The sequence below is a fragment of the Salinibius halmophilus genome (assembly GCF_003577475.1).
GTDB lineage: Bacteria > Pseudomonadota > Gammaproteobacteria > Pseudomonadales > Natronospirillaceae > Salinibius > Salinibius halmophilus.
The window spans coordinates 17,932-33,902 of the sequence record NZ_QPEP01000004.1; the positions used below are offsets into that span (position 1 = coordinate 17,932).

Below are 15,971 nucleotides of genomic sequence, written 5' to 3' on the forward strand. Positions count from 1 at the left end.
TTATCAGGCGAAGCCGCGCTCGCTTGCCATTACCTGTAATACACGTTGCGCCGCTTTGCTCTCATCTAGCGCTATAACAGACTGGGTTAGGCGGCGTCGCCAATTTGGATACTGTGACTCCTCGGTGCCAGGAATATTGACGGGCCGGCTCTCAAACAGCAAATCTTCTAATTGAATACTTACCCATTGAGCTGGGCTAGCTGCCAAGTACTCGTGTAAGCGCACAAGCATTTCTTCATCCCAATGATCGCTACGATAGCCGATGGTGTTAGCGATAGCCCACCGTGCATGCTCCCGTTCTTGGTATTGCTCATTGGCCTGCTGCTCATCCAGTAGCCCGAGCTGGCGGCGAAGATCGATATCCTCCCCCTGCCAATAACAAGCTAATGGCGGCATGTCGTGGCTACTCAATAATGCCAATGCTTGGCGCTTTACTGTCCGGTAAGTGGGTAAACGATCCCCTTCACGCTCGTACAACAATACCTGCATCGACAAGTAGTTCTGCGCCGGGAAGGTCTCGCGCACTTCGTCGGGGACAGTTCCTAAGTCCTCGGCGACCACAACACAGTCGCGCTTTTGTGAGACTAAGTTAAGCAATGCCACGTGCGATTGAAAATCATAGTTCACATACGCACCCTCGGTTGCGGGTGCATGCGACGGTACCGCCCATATCCGCATCAAACCCATAGCATGATCAATGCGTAAAGCGCCACCAAGGGCCATATTAGCATCCATTAGTTCAACAAAATCTTTACCACTCGTAGCTGCTAATGCTTCGGGGTGAGTGATTGGCATGCCCCATATTTGTCCGGTTGGACCAAATGGATCCGGAGGTGCGCCCATATCAAGGCCAGAAACCAGCTGTTTAGCACGGCGTTTGCCTTCTGAACCAGACCCTACACAGCCAACGGCCAAGTCGATGTACAACCCAACCGGCATATGCAACTTTTCGCAAGCAGCCTGTGCTTGCTGTAACTGCATGACCGCTAACCATTGGCAGAAAGCGATAAAGGTCACCAAGCGTGATTTGACGTTTTTACCACGTTTACAGATCGATTTGGCTTCGTGCTGTGCATAATACTCGAGCGTATCACCCTGCTCCGCTCGCCAATTACAAAACGCTTGCCAGTGTGATGATTTCGACGCAACAGCGAACTGCCTCGCAAGTGCCTGCCATTTAATTTTTACCACAGCGGGGTAATCGATGAACTCCTGCTGACGAACTCGCTCACGCCATTCAGTAACATCTTTGCGCGCTCGCCATCCACTAATTGCGTCAGCAAACGGCGTAGCATCTGGATCCAAGTACCAAATATTTAACCATGCTCGGTCGCCAGGGCTATAAGGACTTGCCATCTCAGGCGTTGCCAAAGACAGGGCATGAAGCGGATTTAAGCCGATAAACCCTGGCTGATACGGTGCCAGCTGCTCGATTAATGCCACCAATGAGCTAAAATCGCCGATCCCCCAATCATCATGGCGGCGAAGCGAATAAAGCTGCACCGCAGGCCCCCACAATCTGTTCGTCGGCGGCGCAACGGCACAACTTGGCGCAATGGCAATGATCGAATGGTAAACAGATACGCCTGCCACATTAATCGTTAACTCACCATGCTGACCCTCTCGCCAGGGTAAACAAACACTCAGCAGCCCATTATCAAAAGGTAAATCATGACTTAAATAGCGGTATTGTTCGCCTGCCCAGTTTACTTCTATCACTTGCCCTATTGCTTGCTGGTCGAAGGGCACTTGAACGCAGCCGTCTTGCGTGATCACGTGAAACTGATGTTTTAGGTTGTTTGCTGTTTTGCTCAAAGCCGATGCAACGATATTGCGAGACTTCTCGTCGATTTCTTGCCACTGGCCTGCCGCGTTTACAAATCCATGTAACAACTCATGACCGTAGTATGTGCGCTTACTCATTTAGGCAATCAGCTCCATGTTTTAGCAATTTGTGCAACACCTAGTAGCCCAGGTTGTTCCGCTATGACTAAGTGTAGTGGCACTTGTTGAAGATAGGATGTAAATCGGCCTTTATTAACAAACCGTTGTAGCAATCGGTCATGCTCTAACCAAGGGCGCAAGTGAGACACCAAACCACCAGATAGATACACGCCGCCGGTCGCACCATGCACAAGGGCCATATCACCGGCGTAGCTGCCCAATAGCTCACTAAATAGCACCATGGTGCGCAAGGCTAAACTATCGCCATCTAGCGCTGACGCAGTAATCTGTGCGGGCGATTCACAATGGCCTGGCTGGGCGTGCAAGCGCGCCAATGCCTGGTATAGGTTCAGTAATCCAGGGCCAGATAAAATACGCTCCCATGACACCCGACCAAAACGAGCAGACAAGATATTACCAATCTGCCATTCTTCTTCAGTAACTGGGGCAAATTGAGCGTGGCCAGCCTCAGTTTCAAGCGTAACCAACTGATTGTGTGGTCGTGCGCAAAGGCCCAAACCTGTACCCGGGCCTGTCACTATTCGATTGCCAGCGGCCTGTGGATTAGCTTGTAGTGTAACGAGTTCCTTATCTCCCAACAGTTCTAGTGAGGACCCCTGTGCGGCAAAATCATTAACAAAGCGAACATCACAACCCAAACGCTCACTCAGCCCCTGCTCTGAGAGCGACCACGAACAGTTCGTCATCTGCACCTGTCCATGATTGACTGCGCCAGCAATGGCAAGCACAACAAATTCTGGTTGCCCGGCTAGTTGTTGAACGCACGCAGCCATATAGTCATCACCAACCACAACATCTGTTGGATGCTGGTGAGCAATCACTTCCGATAGAACCTCAGGTATGATGGGCAAACTAGTATCCAGCGCGAACAATCTCACGTTGGTACCACCTATATCGCCAACGACCACCTGTTTCATATTACCTCCTGACATAGTGCAAGGTTTTTCCAAATCTTACAGACTAAACTGTAGTTAAATTACTAAGTTGACTTGACCAGCAACAAAAAAACCGTATTACTTCTTGTAATAAAATTACAAACCCTGCATGGCTGGAGAAGTTCCGATGAGCAGCAACATCCTAGAAGTATTAAAATCCAGGTTGGATTCACTCAGTCGATCTGAGAGGAAAGTAGCAGAAGTCATCCGTGCCGATCCTCAATCAGCCATCCGTTCAAGCATTGCCGCACTAGCGAAGTCTGCCGATGTCAGCGAGCCGACTGTCAACCGCTTTTGCCGCAGCCTCGACTGCAGTGGTTTTCCAGACTTTAAACTTCGCTTAGCTCAATGCCTTGCAACAGGAACGCCATACGTTAGTAAAAATGTAGAAGCCAATGACGGGGTTCGCGAGTTTAGTAGCAAAATATTCCAAGCAACGATCAATGCGCTGAACGACACTAAGCGGAATTTAGATGCACATGAAGTGGAGCGTGCTACCGATGCATTAGCGCAAGCACGGACGATCACGTTTATAGGGTTAGGCGCATCCGGCCCTGTAGCACAAGACGCGCAACACAAGTTTTTCCGCCTCAATACACCAGTCAACTATTGGGTAGATATAATGAGTCAGCGCATGGCCGCCGCAGCTGCTCATCGCGGCGATGTGCTTGTTTTTATTTCTAATACCGGGAGAACCATAGCTTTAGTTGAAGCGGCGGAGCTAGCACGCAACGCTGGTGCAACAGTTATCGCTATCACCCATGCTAACACGCCTTTAGCCGACAAAGCCCATATCATTTTAGATGTTGACTGCTCTGAGGACACTGAGATTTACACGCCAATGACATCTCGAATTGTACACCTAACCTTACTAGATGTTCTGGCGACTGGCGTTTTACTGCGCCGCGGCGAAGACTTCCATGGCCATTTACGCCGCGTTAAAGAATCCCTGTCTGCCACACGTTACGCGGAGCAACGACTGAAAGCTGATAACTAACTCAACAGCTCATTAATTTTTGTCTATAGTGGCTTCGTCGTTCAAATTTATGATATCATCCTGTAAGAAAGTTACAGAAATGCGCTTTGAATCGATTTGGCCACTAGTCGGTATTTTATAGGGCATACCTATAGGCCGAAATTAGTCATTCTTGCAGCGGAAGTCATCCCAAACCTAAGAATGAAACGTAAGCGTTTTTCAGTAGTGACTAGGGCAGCACTATTGAGGCAACCACATCCGTTGGTTGGTGTTTTGGTAATCAGAGTATTTAATGCACCGCAGAACAAAAATTGTTACAACGATTGGACCAGCATCCAGCGATGAGTCGATGCTTGCTCAGCTTATTGAGCATGGCACGAATGTTGTGCGGTTCAATCTTGCACATAATACGCCTGAACGCCTAGCCGCGCACATCGAGAGAGTACGCGCCATCTCGTCGTCGCTGCACAAGTCAATTGGCATATGGGTTGAACTCACCAGTGCACACTTACAGCTTGCTAGCCCTAACCGCCCCACCCTAGATGTGATCGCAGGCGATACGATTTATCTTACTGATGACGACAGCGCTTCTGCATATCATTTTGCTTGCGACCTGGATGTCATTCTGCCTCACATTCGTATCGACGACACCCTATTTTTAGATCGCGGCCGAATACGGCTAACGGTTATCCGTGTCGACAAAACCCTGATTGCTTGCACCGTCACATCGAAAGGATACATTCACGGTAACGAAAGCCTGCATCGAATGGGGGGTGGCCTAAATTACTCAAAGCCATCCGCTCAGTTAGAGCAGGAACTTGCAGCCTGTGTGGCGGTGAATGCAGATTTTATCGCACTACCCAATGTGACCAATGCAGATGAAGTGTTACAGGCAAAAAAACTTGTGCAATCGGCAGATATTCAAGTACTTGCTAAGATCGAACGAGCCGAGGCGGTCGCCAACGAAGATACCCTGCAAGCTATCATTGCAGCGTCCGATGGCGTTATCGTGTCTCGCCGCGACTTAAGCACAGAAGTTGGCGATGCCGAACTGATTGGTCACCAGAAACTGATTATCCAGCGGGCCCGCTTACTCAATAAGTGTGTTGTGACCGCAACTGAAATGATGGCATCCATGCAGCACAACCCTTACCCAACCAGGGCAGAGGTGTTTGATTGTGCTAATGCTGTATTGGATGGCACCGACGCCGTTATGTGTTCAGCAGAAACCGCAACAGGTGAGTTTCCATTGGAAACCCTGCAAGCAATGCATAACGCTTGTATTGGCGCAGAGAAGCAACCTGCAGCCAAAACATCAACGCATAGAATGGATGAAGCATTTACTCGAACTGATGAGGCCATTGCCATGTCGGTTATGTATGCTGCCAACCATTTAAAAGGCGTTAAAGCCATTATCTGTTTGACTGAGTCCGGCTCGACGCCGTTATGGATGTCGCGCATTCGCTCTGGCTTACCGATTTTTGCATACACCCGTCACGCCAAAGCGGCACGCCGTGTTTCGCTTTACCGTGGGGTAGAAGCCATACCATTTGATGTAACCAAACACCCTAACCAGCAAGTGAACCACTTAGCGGTAGATGTACTGCGCCAGCGCGGAACGGTTCGCGACGGTGATCTTGTTATTTTGTCGAAAGGCGATTTTATGGGCGTACATGGAGGCACGAATGGTATGCAAATATTGAGTGTGGGCAGCATTCTTTAAACATTTTTTAAAACTGGTGAAAGCATCAATCGATGATTGGTGCTTTTAATTTTACAATCGCGTTTTTATCGCAACCGCGTCAGAGGTTGAAACTCTATGGAACACGATATCGATCCTATCGAAACGCAGGAATGGCTCGATGCTTTGGCATCTGTGGTACGCCACGAAGGTTCGGACCGAGCTCAATACCTGTTAAAGCAATTGTCTAATGAAGTATCTAGCCAATCAGATACTGATGTGCCATTTGCGATCAACACCCCATACCGCAACACCATTTCAGTGGATGACCAACCACGCTACCCTGGTGACTTGGAGCTTGAACGTCGCATCCAAGCGGTGATCAACTGGAACGCGGTTGCCATGGTTGTTCGTGCAAACAAGAGTGGTGATGACCTTGGTGGTCACATGTCATCATTCCAGTCATCGGCACTGTTATATGATATTGGTTTCAACCACTTTTGGCGTGCGCCAAATGATGGCAAAGAAGGCGACCTAATTTATTACCAAGGCCATATTGCGCCGGGTATCTATGCGCGTTCATTCGTTGAAGGCCGCCTAACTGAAGACCACATGGATAACTTCCGACGTGAAGTAGATGGCAAGGGCCTATCGTCTTATCCACACCCTTGGTTAATGCCTGACTATTGGCAGTTCCCAACAGTTTCTATGGGCCTAGGTCCTATTCAAGCGATCTACCAAGCGCACGTTATGCGCTACCTAAACAACCGTGGTGTTGATATGGGTGATCGTCGTATCTGGGCCTTCCTTGGTGATGGTGAGTGTGACGAGCCAGAAACACTGGGTGCAATCTCACTGGCGGCGCGCGAAAAGCTAAACAACCTGACTTTCGTGATCAACTGTAACCTACAGCGTCTAGACGGCCCGGTACGTGGTAACGGCAAGATCATCCAAGAACTTGAAGGCGTATTCCGCGGTGCCGGTTGGAACGTGGTTAAAGTAATCTGGGGTGCTGGTTGGGACAAGCTGTTCGCTCGTGATAAGTCAGGCCTTCTACAGAAGCGCATGGACGAAGTAGTTGACGGTGAAATGCAAGCCTATAAGGCCCACGGCGGCGCTTATACGCGTGAACACTTCTTTGGCAAGTACCCAGAGCTACTCGAACTTGTTAAGGACATGACTGACGACGAGATCTACCACCTAGCTCGCGGTGGTCACGATGCGTACAAGGTTTATGCAGCGTACAAAAATGCTGTCGAAAGCCAAGACAAGCCGACTGTTATTCTTGCTCACACAGTTAAAGGCTATGGCATCACCGCTGGTGAAGCACAGAACTCTACACACCAGTTGAAGAAACTAGATGTTGATTCACTAAAAGCCTTCCGTGATCGCTGTGGTGTACCAATTACTGATGAACAGTTAGAAGCTGGCGAGATTCCGTTCTACCGCCCAGACGAAAACTCAGACATCATTCAGTACATGAAGAAGCGTCGCCTAGCACTAGGTGGCTACCTGCCGCAACGTCGCACTGAGGCAGATGTACAGCTAGAAGTACCATCATTAGATGCCTTCAAAGCGCAGCTAAAAGATACAGGTGACCGCCAGATCTCTACCACTATGGCTTTGGTGCGCATGATTTCAACGCTGGCAAAAGATAAGAAAATTGGCGACCGTATCGTGCCAATCGTGCCAGACGAAGCGCGTACCTTCGGTATGGAAGGCATGTTCCGCCAGATCGGTATCTACGCTGCTGAAGGTCAGAAATATATCCCACAAGATAAGTCTTCTGTGATGTGGTACAAAGAAGACCAATCTGGCCAGATTCTACAAGAAGGTATCAACGAAGCAGGTGCATTCAGCTCATGGTTAGCCGCTGCAACGTCTTACAGCAGCCACAACCACACGTTGATTCCATTCTACTTCTACTACTCAATGTTTGGCTTCCAGCGCATTGGCGACCTAGCATGGGCCGCTGGCGACATGCAAGCTCGTGGTTTCTTGATTGGTGGCACATCAGGTCGTACAACTCTAAACGGTGAAGGCCTGCAGCACCAAGATGGTCACAGCCATATCCAAGCTGGCACCATTCCAAACTGCGTGACTTACGATGCAACCTTTAGCTACGAAGTAGCTGTGATCGTACAAGACGGTCTACGCCGCATGGTAGAAGAGAACGAGAGTGTTTATTACTACATCACGACGCTGAACGAAAACTATGCGCACCCAGCGATGCCGGAAGGCGCTGAGGAAGGCATTAAGCGTGGTATGTACTTGTTCGAAAGCAACACCAGTAAAGACAGCAAGCGCGCAGTGCAGCTATTGGGCTCAGGTTCAATCTTTAATGAAGTAACGGCTGCCGCTGAATTGTTGAAAGCGGACTGGGATGTTGATTCAGACATTTGGTCTGTAACCAGCTACAACGAGCTAACGCGTGACGGCCTAGATGTAGATCGCCACAATATGCTAAATGCCGATGGCGAGCAAAAAGTTGCTTATGTAACCGAGCAGCTACAAGGCCGTCCAGGCCCTGTTATCTCGTCTGGTGACTACATGAAGAACTATGCCAACCAGATCCGCGCATGGGTTCCTTCAACCTACCGTGTATTGGGTACTGACGGCTTTGGTCGCTCAGACTCTCGCAAGCAGTTGCGCCACTTCTTCGAAGTAAACCGCTACTGGGTAACGGTTGCCGCCCTTAAGTCATTGGCAGATGACGGCGTAATCGAAGCGAAAGTCGTCGCTGAAGCAATCAACAAGTACGGCCTGGATATTAACAAGCCGAACCCTGTAACCGTTTGATGCCCTGCCCGCCTGTTGGCGGGCAGCTTAGGAGTCACACATGGCAACTGAAATTATTCGCGTACCAGACATTGGTACAAGTGACAAAGTCACGATTATTGAAGTATCGGTGAGTGCCGGCGACACGGTAGCAGAAGACGATACACTGATTGTACTTGAGTCAGATAAAGCCTCGATGGACATTCCAGCACCTAAAGCTGGCAAGATCACCTCAATCAAGGTCGCGGAAGGCGATGAGATTGGTGAAGGCGATGAGATCGCTTACATCGAAGTAGAAGGTGCCGCCTCTGAAGAAGCAGCACCAGCAGCCGAAGCACCTGCAGCCGCAGAGCCAGCAGCTAGTGCATCGGAAGTGGTAGAAGTCAAAGTACCAAACATCGACAGCGAAGATGACGTTGAGATCATTGAGATCAATGTTGCAGTCGGCGATACCATTGCAGAAGACGACACTGTCGTCACACTTGAATCGGACAAAGCATCGATGGAAATTCCATCGACGGCAGCTGGTGAAGTGGTCTCTTTAAAAGTTAAAGAAGGCGACAAGGTTAACGAGGGTGCATTGTTGATTGAAGTTCGCACTGCCGGTGGCGCAGCCCCTGCGGCAGCAGAGGCACCTAAGGCCGCAGCGCCTGCAGCCGGTGGCGTCGAAACGATCGAAGTACCAGATATCGACGGCGCCGAAGGTGTTGAAGTCATCGAGGTATCCATCGCGGTCGGCGACGAAGTAGCTGAAGAAGACACGCTTATCACGCTTGAATCTGACAAAGCGTCAATGGAGATTCCAGCGCCTAAGGGTGGCAAAGTCGTGAAGCTGCACGTTGCAGAGGGCGATAAGGTTTCTCAAGGCGACAAGATTGCTGACATTGAAGTTGCCGGTGGCACGGTTGAAGTCGCAGCACCGGCGGCTGAAAAACCAGCAGCACCTGCTCCAGCGGCACCAGCAGCGGTTGAAAAGCCACAAGCAGCGACTTACGCAACAGACGACGAAGAGCTAACGCGTCCAAGCAAGATCGTTCATGCAGGCCCTGCAGTACGTATGCTAGCGCGTGAGTTTGGTGTTGATCTTGCGTTTGTTACGCCAACAGGTCCACGTGGTCGTATTTTGAAAGAAGACGTTGCGAACTGGGTTAAGCAGAAGCTCAAAGAGCCTAAGCAAGTATCTGGTGGTGCTGGTCTTCCTGAGATTCCAGATCAAGACTTCAGCAAGTTCGGTGAAGTGTCTGTTGAGAAGATGTCTCGCATCCAACAGCTGACTGCACAGAACATGGTTCGTAACTGGTTGAACATTCCGCACGTAACGCTGAATGAAGAAGCTGACATTACTGAACTAGAAGCTTTCCGTAAGTCACTAAAAGCAGAAGCAGAGAAGCGTGGCTCTAAGCTATCTTCACTCGCATTTGTTGTGAAAGCGGCAGCATCAGCACTTGAAGCCTTCCCTCAGTTCAACGTATCGCTACTAGCGAACGGCACTGAGTTCGTGCAGAAGCACTACATCAACATCGGTATCGCGGTAGACACGCCTAACGGCCTAGTGGTACCTGTGATTAAAGATGCGGATAAGAAGTCTGTTTGGCAGATTGCTGATGAGATCATTGACGTTGCAACACGCGGCCGTAAAGGTCAGCTGAAAGCAGCAGATATGCAAGGTGGCTGCTTCACGATCTCAAGCCTAGGCGGCTTGGGCTCAACGTCATTCACGCCAATTGTGAATGCACCAGAAGTGGCAATTCTTGGCCTATCGAACAATCAGATCAAACCATTGTGGAATGGCAAAGAGTTCGAACCACGCACGGTTCTACCTATGTCACTATCGTTCGACCACCGCGCGATTAACGGTGCCGACGGCGCCCGTTTTGCAACGTTTATTAAGAACGCCCTGACTGATCTTCGCCGCTTGGTTCTATAAACAAGCAGTTGAAAAAAACCGGCGCCAAGCGCCGGTTTTTTTATGTCTACACTTAGCCATAGCAAGGAGAAATTGCTATGCGCAGCATATTAAAAAAGACCCTGTTATCGTTTCTAGCATTCGGCCTAGGCATGGGAGCCGTGTTCCCGGTTTATGCTCAGTTTTTTGTAGAGTGGAAACCGGGCATGTTTGGCTTCTTTGCTGGTGGCTGTTTGCTCGCCGGTACCTTTATTGGCATCGCCAACTATTGGATAGTGAAAGCCGTTATCATTCGCGAGCTCGACAAGATTGCCGTAGTCAGCAAAGCCATTGTGCAAAAAGATTTAAGCCAATCATGTGACAGCCGAAGTGAAGATGTGGTGGGCGACATCATCAATAGTGTTCATGACAGCCAAACAACTCTGATTCATATGATAAAAGAGTTTCGCAAGCTGCTCAGCCGTCTACTCACTACCCGCAATGAAATGGATCAGCAAGTTGAAACGCTAAATAGCACGACAAGTCAACAAACCGATATCAGCGAAACCATGCAAGCGCGCATGACGGTGCTCACTAGCCTGTGCACAAACTTGCGCACTGAGGCAGATACCGTCGACCAATTCCTCTGCGAGGTAATCGAGCAAATCGCTGAAGCGCAAAAAGCTCAGCACCTGGCCAGCAAACAGTTACACGCATTACAGGAAGGTATAGACGAATCGAGTCGCACGACTAGTGAACTGGTTGCACAAAGTCAGCAGATAGACGAGCTGGTCACCAGCATTAGCAATATTGCCGAGCAAACCAACCTGCTTGCACTCAATGCAGCAATTGAAGCGGCACGAGCTGGTGAGTCTGGTAGAGGCTTTGCAGTGGTGGCAGATGAAGTACGCGACCTTGCGCAAAAAGCCGCGCAAGCCAGCGAGCAAATTCATACCACTATGCACTCAATCAGCACGGGCATTGAAGGCAACCAAAAACAAAGCACGACCAATCAAAACAATATCGTTGAGACGCTCACACAAATCACTAGCATTGCCAGCCAAACTGAGCAGGTACAGAACAATGCCGAGCAACTATCGCTGGCAAATCAACGAGCACTTTCAGTGCAACACGATTTGCAAAGCGAAATAGAGCGCGCCAAAGCCGACACCGAAACACTTACATCCTCTGCACAAGCCTTGCGTACCCTTGGACAACAAACCAAAACATCCAGTAACGCCCTAGAAGTCTTAAACTCTACACTCAACGCCATAACCTTCGCATTCAAACTCCCTGGTGATAAGAATTAACTCAGTTACATAGATGCACAAACACGGCAAACGCGATAAAGTACCGCAAGCGTTGCCTATGTGTGCAACCAAGGAAATAGCAAGCTAGTTGCTGACTCAATTGTCTCGATGCTAACAATCACCAAGGGAAGATTTTATGTCGATAAAAGTTATTGGTGCAGGTTTTGGCCGAACCGGCACCTTGTCCCTCAAAACCGCACTTGAAGAAGTGGGCTTTGACAAGTGCTACCACATGGTAGAGGCCTTTAAGAATCATCAGCATGTAAAACACTGGAAGCGTGCTTCGAAAGGTAAATCTGTCGACTGGGATACTGTCTTCAATGGCTACCAATCTGTCGTAGACTTTCCTGGCTGCCTCTATTACGAAGAGCTATTACAGCACTACCCAGACGCTAAAGTGGTACTCACATACCGAGACCCAATGAGCTGGTACAAAAGTGCATACGATACGATTCTGACGATTCGCCCACGCGATGATCAGATCAAAAAAATGCTAAAAAACTATTTATTCTCGAGCAAAGCACGAAACGTGTTTCATATGGGTCTACAGAACCGCTCGATGATTGTTAAAGATTTATTCCAAAACCGAGTTGAAGATCAACAGTTTGTTGTTGATGTATTTAACAAGCACCTAGAAGAAGTGAAAAGCAAGGTACCGGCAAACCGCCTACTGGTTTATCAAGTATCGGAAGGCTGGCAACCGCTATGTGACTTCCTAGGCGTACCTGTACCAGACAAGCCTTTCCCACAAAGCAATAAGCGCGCAGACTTTGATACTGACTTGCGTGACGAGTTTTTCTCGATCTAATCTCACCTTGCGATGTGAGTGCTTACGCCGCAACCCGCCATTGGTTGCGGCCACTGTGTTTCGCTAGATACAATGCCTCATCCGCTCGCTGCCACAGCGTTTCAAGCGTGTCAGCTGGTTTGCGAACCGCGACGCCGGCACTAAAGGTAATTGGATGATGTTCCAAATCCACACGTTGCCAAGTCGCTTTTAACGTAAACAAGACCCGCTCCAACACCACCGAAGAGTCATTCTCGCAAATGAGCATGAACTCCTCGCCGCCAATTCTACCCACCTCACCAGCGCCACTCTCCGATAACACGCGGCTGAACTCGACCAACACATCATCACCAAACGGGTGACCATAGGTGTCGTTAATCTGCTTGAAATAGTCCAAATCGAAAATAATCACCGACATTGGCGTGTGCCTAGCCATCATAGCGCGAGCATATTCAAAGATGGCTTTGTGATTATAAATATTAGTCAGGCCATCTAAGCGGGCGCGGCGCTCAAGTTCAACCGTTAATCGCCGGGCTCGATAGAGCTCCTGTTTAAAGCGACGTACATGACCAGCCACTATACTGATAAGAAGCGAGGCACAAAGAAAAAAACTGACCCACAAGTCGAGCATTTTAACGCTTGTACTACTGTAGAGATAAACCGCGCTAGGCTGTTGATACTCTAGCACCATGAGTGGAATGGGAATTGTGATACTCAGTGTCATTAACACTATCTTTTCAATGCTGCCTTGTTTAAGCACACCATAGCAGTAAGTCATAACCACTAACGCGTAAAGTAATGCTGGCCCGTTAATACCGCCATTTGCTAGATAAATGGCCGGCAGCAACATAACAATAAGCAAAGCAAGCACACACACCGTAGCGACATAGCAGATGTTGCGCCATCGCCCCAAATACCAGAACCCCGTAGTAACGATCGCCAGCAGCATCATGCCATATGAAAATAATATGTAACCGATACCAAAATACAGGTTAAAAAAGGCGGTCACCCACATGTATATCGCAGCAATCACCATTAGTGATAGCTGCAGCTGTTGCAGCGGTTTGTTGGCAGGGCCTACTAACCATTCTATGGTATTGCGCATTGTTTGTTGGCGACGTCGTTCCACTACAACCACCTAAAGAAACCTGATCCTTTTAGGCTATTTAACCAGCTTTTTTACAAAATGTAACCCGTCAAAGATTGAGCAAGCACTTTGCTATCACTACTTCATTTGGCGATTTAATCACACCATGCTCGCAGACGATGACATCGATTAATTCTGCGGGGGTGACATCAAACACTGGGTTTTCAATCCTCACGCCGGGTGCAATGGTGTTACTAGCGCTAAACTGCTCAAACTCTGAGCCTGGTCGACTTTCGATCTCAATGTCATCACCCGACTTAAGCGTTAGATCAAAAGTTGTCGACGGAGCAACCACCATCACTTTGCAACCTAGCTGTTTAGCTTGTAGTGCAACAGCGAATGTACCCACTTTGTTGGCAACATCACCGTTGGCAGCAATGCGGTCAGCGCCAACAATAAACCATTGAATGTGATGCTTTTTTATCAATAGCGCCGCGGCACTATCGGCATTGAGCGACACTGGCACACCTGCTTTATTTAGCTCCCAGGCTGTTAGCCGTGCACCTTGCATCCACGGGCGCGTCTCATTGGCAAACACCCGGCTGATTTTATTATCTTCGTGGGCACGTTTTATTACCCCTAGAGCAGTACCCAAGCCAGCTGTGGCCAATGAGCCCGTATTGCAATGGGTCATTACGGCACTGTTAGGCGCAATTAACCCAGCGCCAAACTGCGCCATGGCTTCACAAGCTGCTTCGTCATCATTGGCAATTTGCCAAGCACAGCGTTCAATATCTGTGGCACTTGCTGAGGATTCAATTAACGGACGCAGTATTTTCAGGGCCCAAAACAAGTTCACCGCCGTAGGCCTAGAAGCTGCCAATGTATCACAGGCCGACAGTAGCGCCGCTTGACTTGCCCCATTCTTGGCATCCATTGCCAAAGCGAACCCCGCTGCAATCGCGATGGCAGGCGCGCCTCGCACAACCATATCTTTAATCGCTTGCGCACATGCTTGGCTGTTAGTAATTTGCAGCCATTTTTCTTGCTTGGGTAGCAAGCGCTGGTCAAGTAGGCTGAGTTGCTGATTGTGATACTGGATGGCAGATAACTGATTCATAGGATAACAGGCAAATTGATGGATAACGCGTTATTATAAGGCCAATAGTGAATATGCGAAGCAAATTAGCCACTTAATGGATCAAGCGCGTACACATTCGCGAATTTGATTAGTCCATGGCGTAAGGAATTTTATGCAAACTGTAGACCTCATTGTTCATGCAAGCTGGATCATCCCGGTTAACCAAGCACGAGATGTTCTGGCAGACCACGCACTCGTGGTGGATCAAGGCAAGGTTGTTGCCACACTGCCATCAAAAGAAGCGAATCTGGCCTATCAAGCCAAAGAGGAACTAGACCTGGCAGGGCGAGCGCTTATACCGGGCCTCATCAACACTCACGGCCATGCTGCCATGACTTTGTTTCGAGGTATGGCCGACGACCTGCCGCTGATGACTTGGTTAAACGATCACATTTGGCCAGCCGAAGGCAAATGGGTAAGCAGCGAATTTGTTCATGATGGCACTCAAATTGCCATTGCTGAAATGTTGCGCAGCGGTACCACGACCTACAGTGATAACTATTTCTTTCCTGAAGACGCCATTCGCGCCATCTTGCCAACCAAAATGCGTGCACAGTTGAACTTTGCTGTGCTCGACTTTCCCAACAACTGGGCAAGTGGGCCAGATGACGCCTTAGCAAAAGGGACTGAGCTAGTAAAAAGCTACCGCGAACATGATCAAGTGCGTGTAATTTATGGCCCGCACGCGCCTTACACAGTGAGCGATGAGCCACTGCTGAAAATTAAAGCGCTTGCAGAAGAACATGGTGTTGGCATTCAGATGCACGTCCACGAAACCCAAGGCGAAGTGGACGACGCTGTCAAAGCTAATGGTGAACGACCTGTGGCACGCTTGCACAGACTTGGCTTACTTGGGCCACACTTTCAAGCGGTACACATGACAGCCCTGAACGACGATGATATTCGTATGTGTGCCGAGACAGGTACCCATATTATTCACAACCCCGAATCAAACCTAAAGCTTGCATCAGGCTTTTGTCCAGTTGATGCCCTACAAAAATCCGGCGTCAATGTGGCACTAGGCACCGACGGTGCTGCCTCGAACAACGATTTAGATATGTTGGGTGAAATGCGCACTGCCGCCCAACTAGCAAAAGCCGTTGCAATGAATGCCGAAGCTCTGCCAGCTTACGAAGCCTTGGCGGTTGCCACCATCAATGGCGCAAAAGCGATGAACCGCCATCATGAACTAGGGTCACTAGAAGCCGGCAAGCTCGCTGATTTTGCTGCCATTGACCTGTCTGATATCGAGTCGGCGCCAATTTACGACCCAGTTTCACATATCGTCTACGCAACCAGTCGCCAGCAAGTAGAACACGTTTGGATTGGTGGTGAGCAAGTCGTTAAACATCGCGAACTACTGACCATTGATCGCCAAGAAATGATTGCCAAAGCCAGTACTTGGCGCAGCAAAATCAAGGAGTAA

Annotated in this window: 11 protein-coding genes; 7 read left to right on the forward strand and 4 right to left on the reverse strand. The window is 49.2% G+C overall.

Annotated elements, in window-relative coordinates; genetic code table 11:
- Positions 1-3 precede the first annotated feature (3 nt).
- Positions 4-1,923 (reverse strand): 4-alpha-glucanotransferase, encoded by a 1,920-nt coding sequence (gene malQ, locus DUW71_RS05065; RefSeq protein ID WP_119394168.1) that lies wholly within the window; start codon positions 1,921-1,923, stop codon positions 4-6.
- A gap of 8 nt (positions 1,924-1,931) precedes the next feature.
- A complete protein-coding gene (locus DUW71_RS05070) occupies positions 1,932-2,882 on the reverse strand; it encodes a glucokinase (protein ID WP_158583881.1) in 951 nt (316 codons plus the stop codon).
- A 145-nt stretch (positions 2,883-3,027) separates the two neighbouring features.
- On the opposite strand from DUW71_RS05070, the gene hexR reads away from it, so the two are divergent.
- From hexR to DUW71_RS05100, 6 genes are all read left to right on the forward strand, one after another.
- Positions 3,028-3,897, forward strand: coding sequence for a transcriptional regulator HexR (gene hexR / locus DUW71_RS05075; RefSeq protein ID WP_119394170.1), 870 nt, complete (start codon positions 3,028-3,030; stop codon positions 3,895-3,897).
- Positions 3,898-4,168: 271 nt separating this feature from the next.
- Positions 4,169-5,599: a pyruvate kinase gene (gene pyk, locus DUW71_RS05080; protein WP_119394171.1), complete on the forward strand. Its 1,431-nt coding sequence runs from the start codon at positions 4,169-4,171 to the stop codon at positions 5,597-5,599.
- 96 nt (positions 5,600-5,695) lie between these two features.
- Positions 5,696-8,356: a pyruvate dehydrogenase (acetyl-transferring), homodimeric type gene (gene aceE, locus DUW71_RS05085; RefSeq protein WP_119394172.1), complete on the forward strand. Its 2,661-nt coding sequence runs from the start codon at positions 5,696-5,698 to the stop codon at positions 8,354-8,356.
- Between the two features lie 40 nt (positions 8,357-8,396).
- A complete protein-coding gene (aceF, locus tag DUW71_RS05090) occupies positions 8,397-10,262 on the forward strand; it encodes a pyruvate dehydrogenase complex dihydrolipoyllysine-residue acetyltransferase (RefSeq protein ID WP_119394173.1) in 1,866 nt (621 codons plus the stop codon).
- A 77-nt stretch (positions 10,263-10,339) separates the two neighbouring features.
- Positions 10,340-11,530 (forward strand): methyl-accepting chemotaxis protein, encoded by a 1,191-nt coding sequence (locus DUW71_RS05095; protein ID WP_119394174.1) that lies wholly within the window; start codon positions 10,340-10,342, stop codon positions 11,528-11,530.
- 136 nt (positions 11,531-11,666) lie between these two features.
- On the forward strand, positions 11,667-12,338 hold the full coding sequence (locus DUW71_RS05100) for a sulfotransferase family protein (protein ID WP_119394175.1): 672 nt from the start codon (positions 11,667-11,669) through the stop codon (positions 12,336-12,338).
- A 22-nt stretch (positions 12,339-12,360) separates the two neighbouring features.
- Here the strand turns inward: DUW71_RS05100 and DUW71_RS05105 are convergent, their stop codons facing one another.
- Both DUW71_RS05105 and mtnA read right to left on the reverse strand, forming a co-directional pair.
- Positions 12,361-13,446 (reverse strand): diguanylate cyclase, encoded by a 1,086-nt coding sequence (locus DUW71_RS05105; protein WP_119394176.1) that lies wholly within the window; start codon positions 13,444-13,446, stop codon positions 12,361-12,363.
- A 67-nt stretch (positions 13,447-13,513) separates the two neighbouring features.
- A complete protein-coding gene (gene mtnA / locus DUW71_RS05110) occupies positions 13,514-14,524 on the reverse strand; it encodes an S-methyl-5-thioribose-1-phosphate isomerase (protein ID WP_119394177.1) in 1,011 nt (336 codons plus the stop codon).
- Positions 14,525-14,657: 133 nt separating this feature from the next.
- Here mtnA and DUW71_RS05115 point away from each other — a divergent pair, with 133 nt between their 5' ends.
- Positions 14,658-15,971, forward strand: a complete 1,314-nt coding sequence (locus DUW71_RS05115) for a TRZ/ATZ family hydrolase (protein WP_119394178.1) — start codon at positions 14,658-14,660, stop codon at positions 15,969-15,971.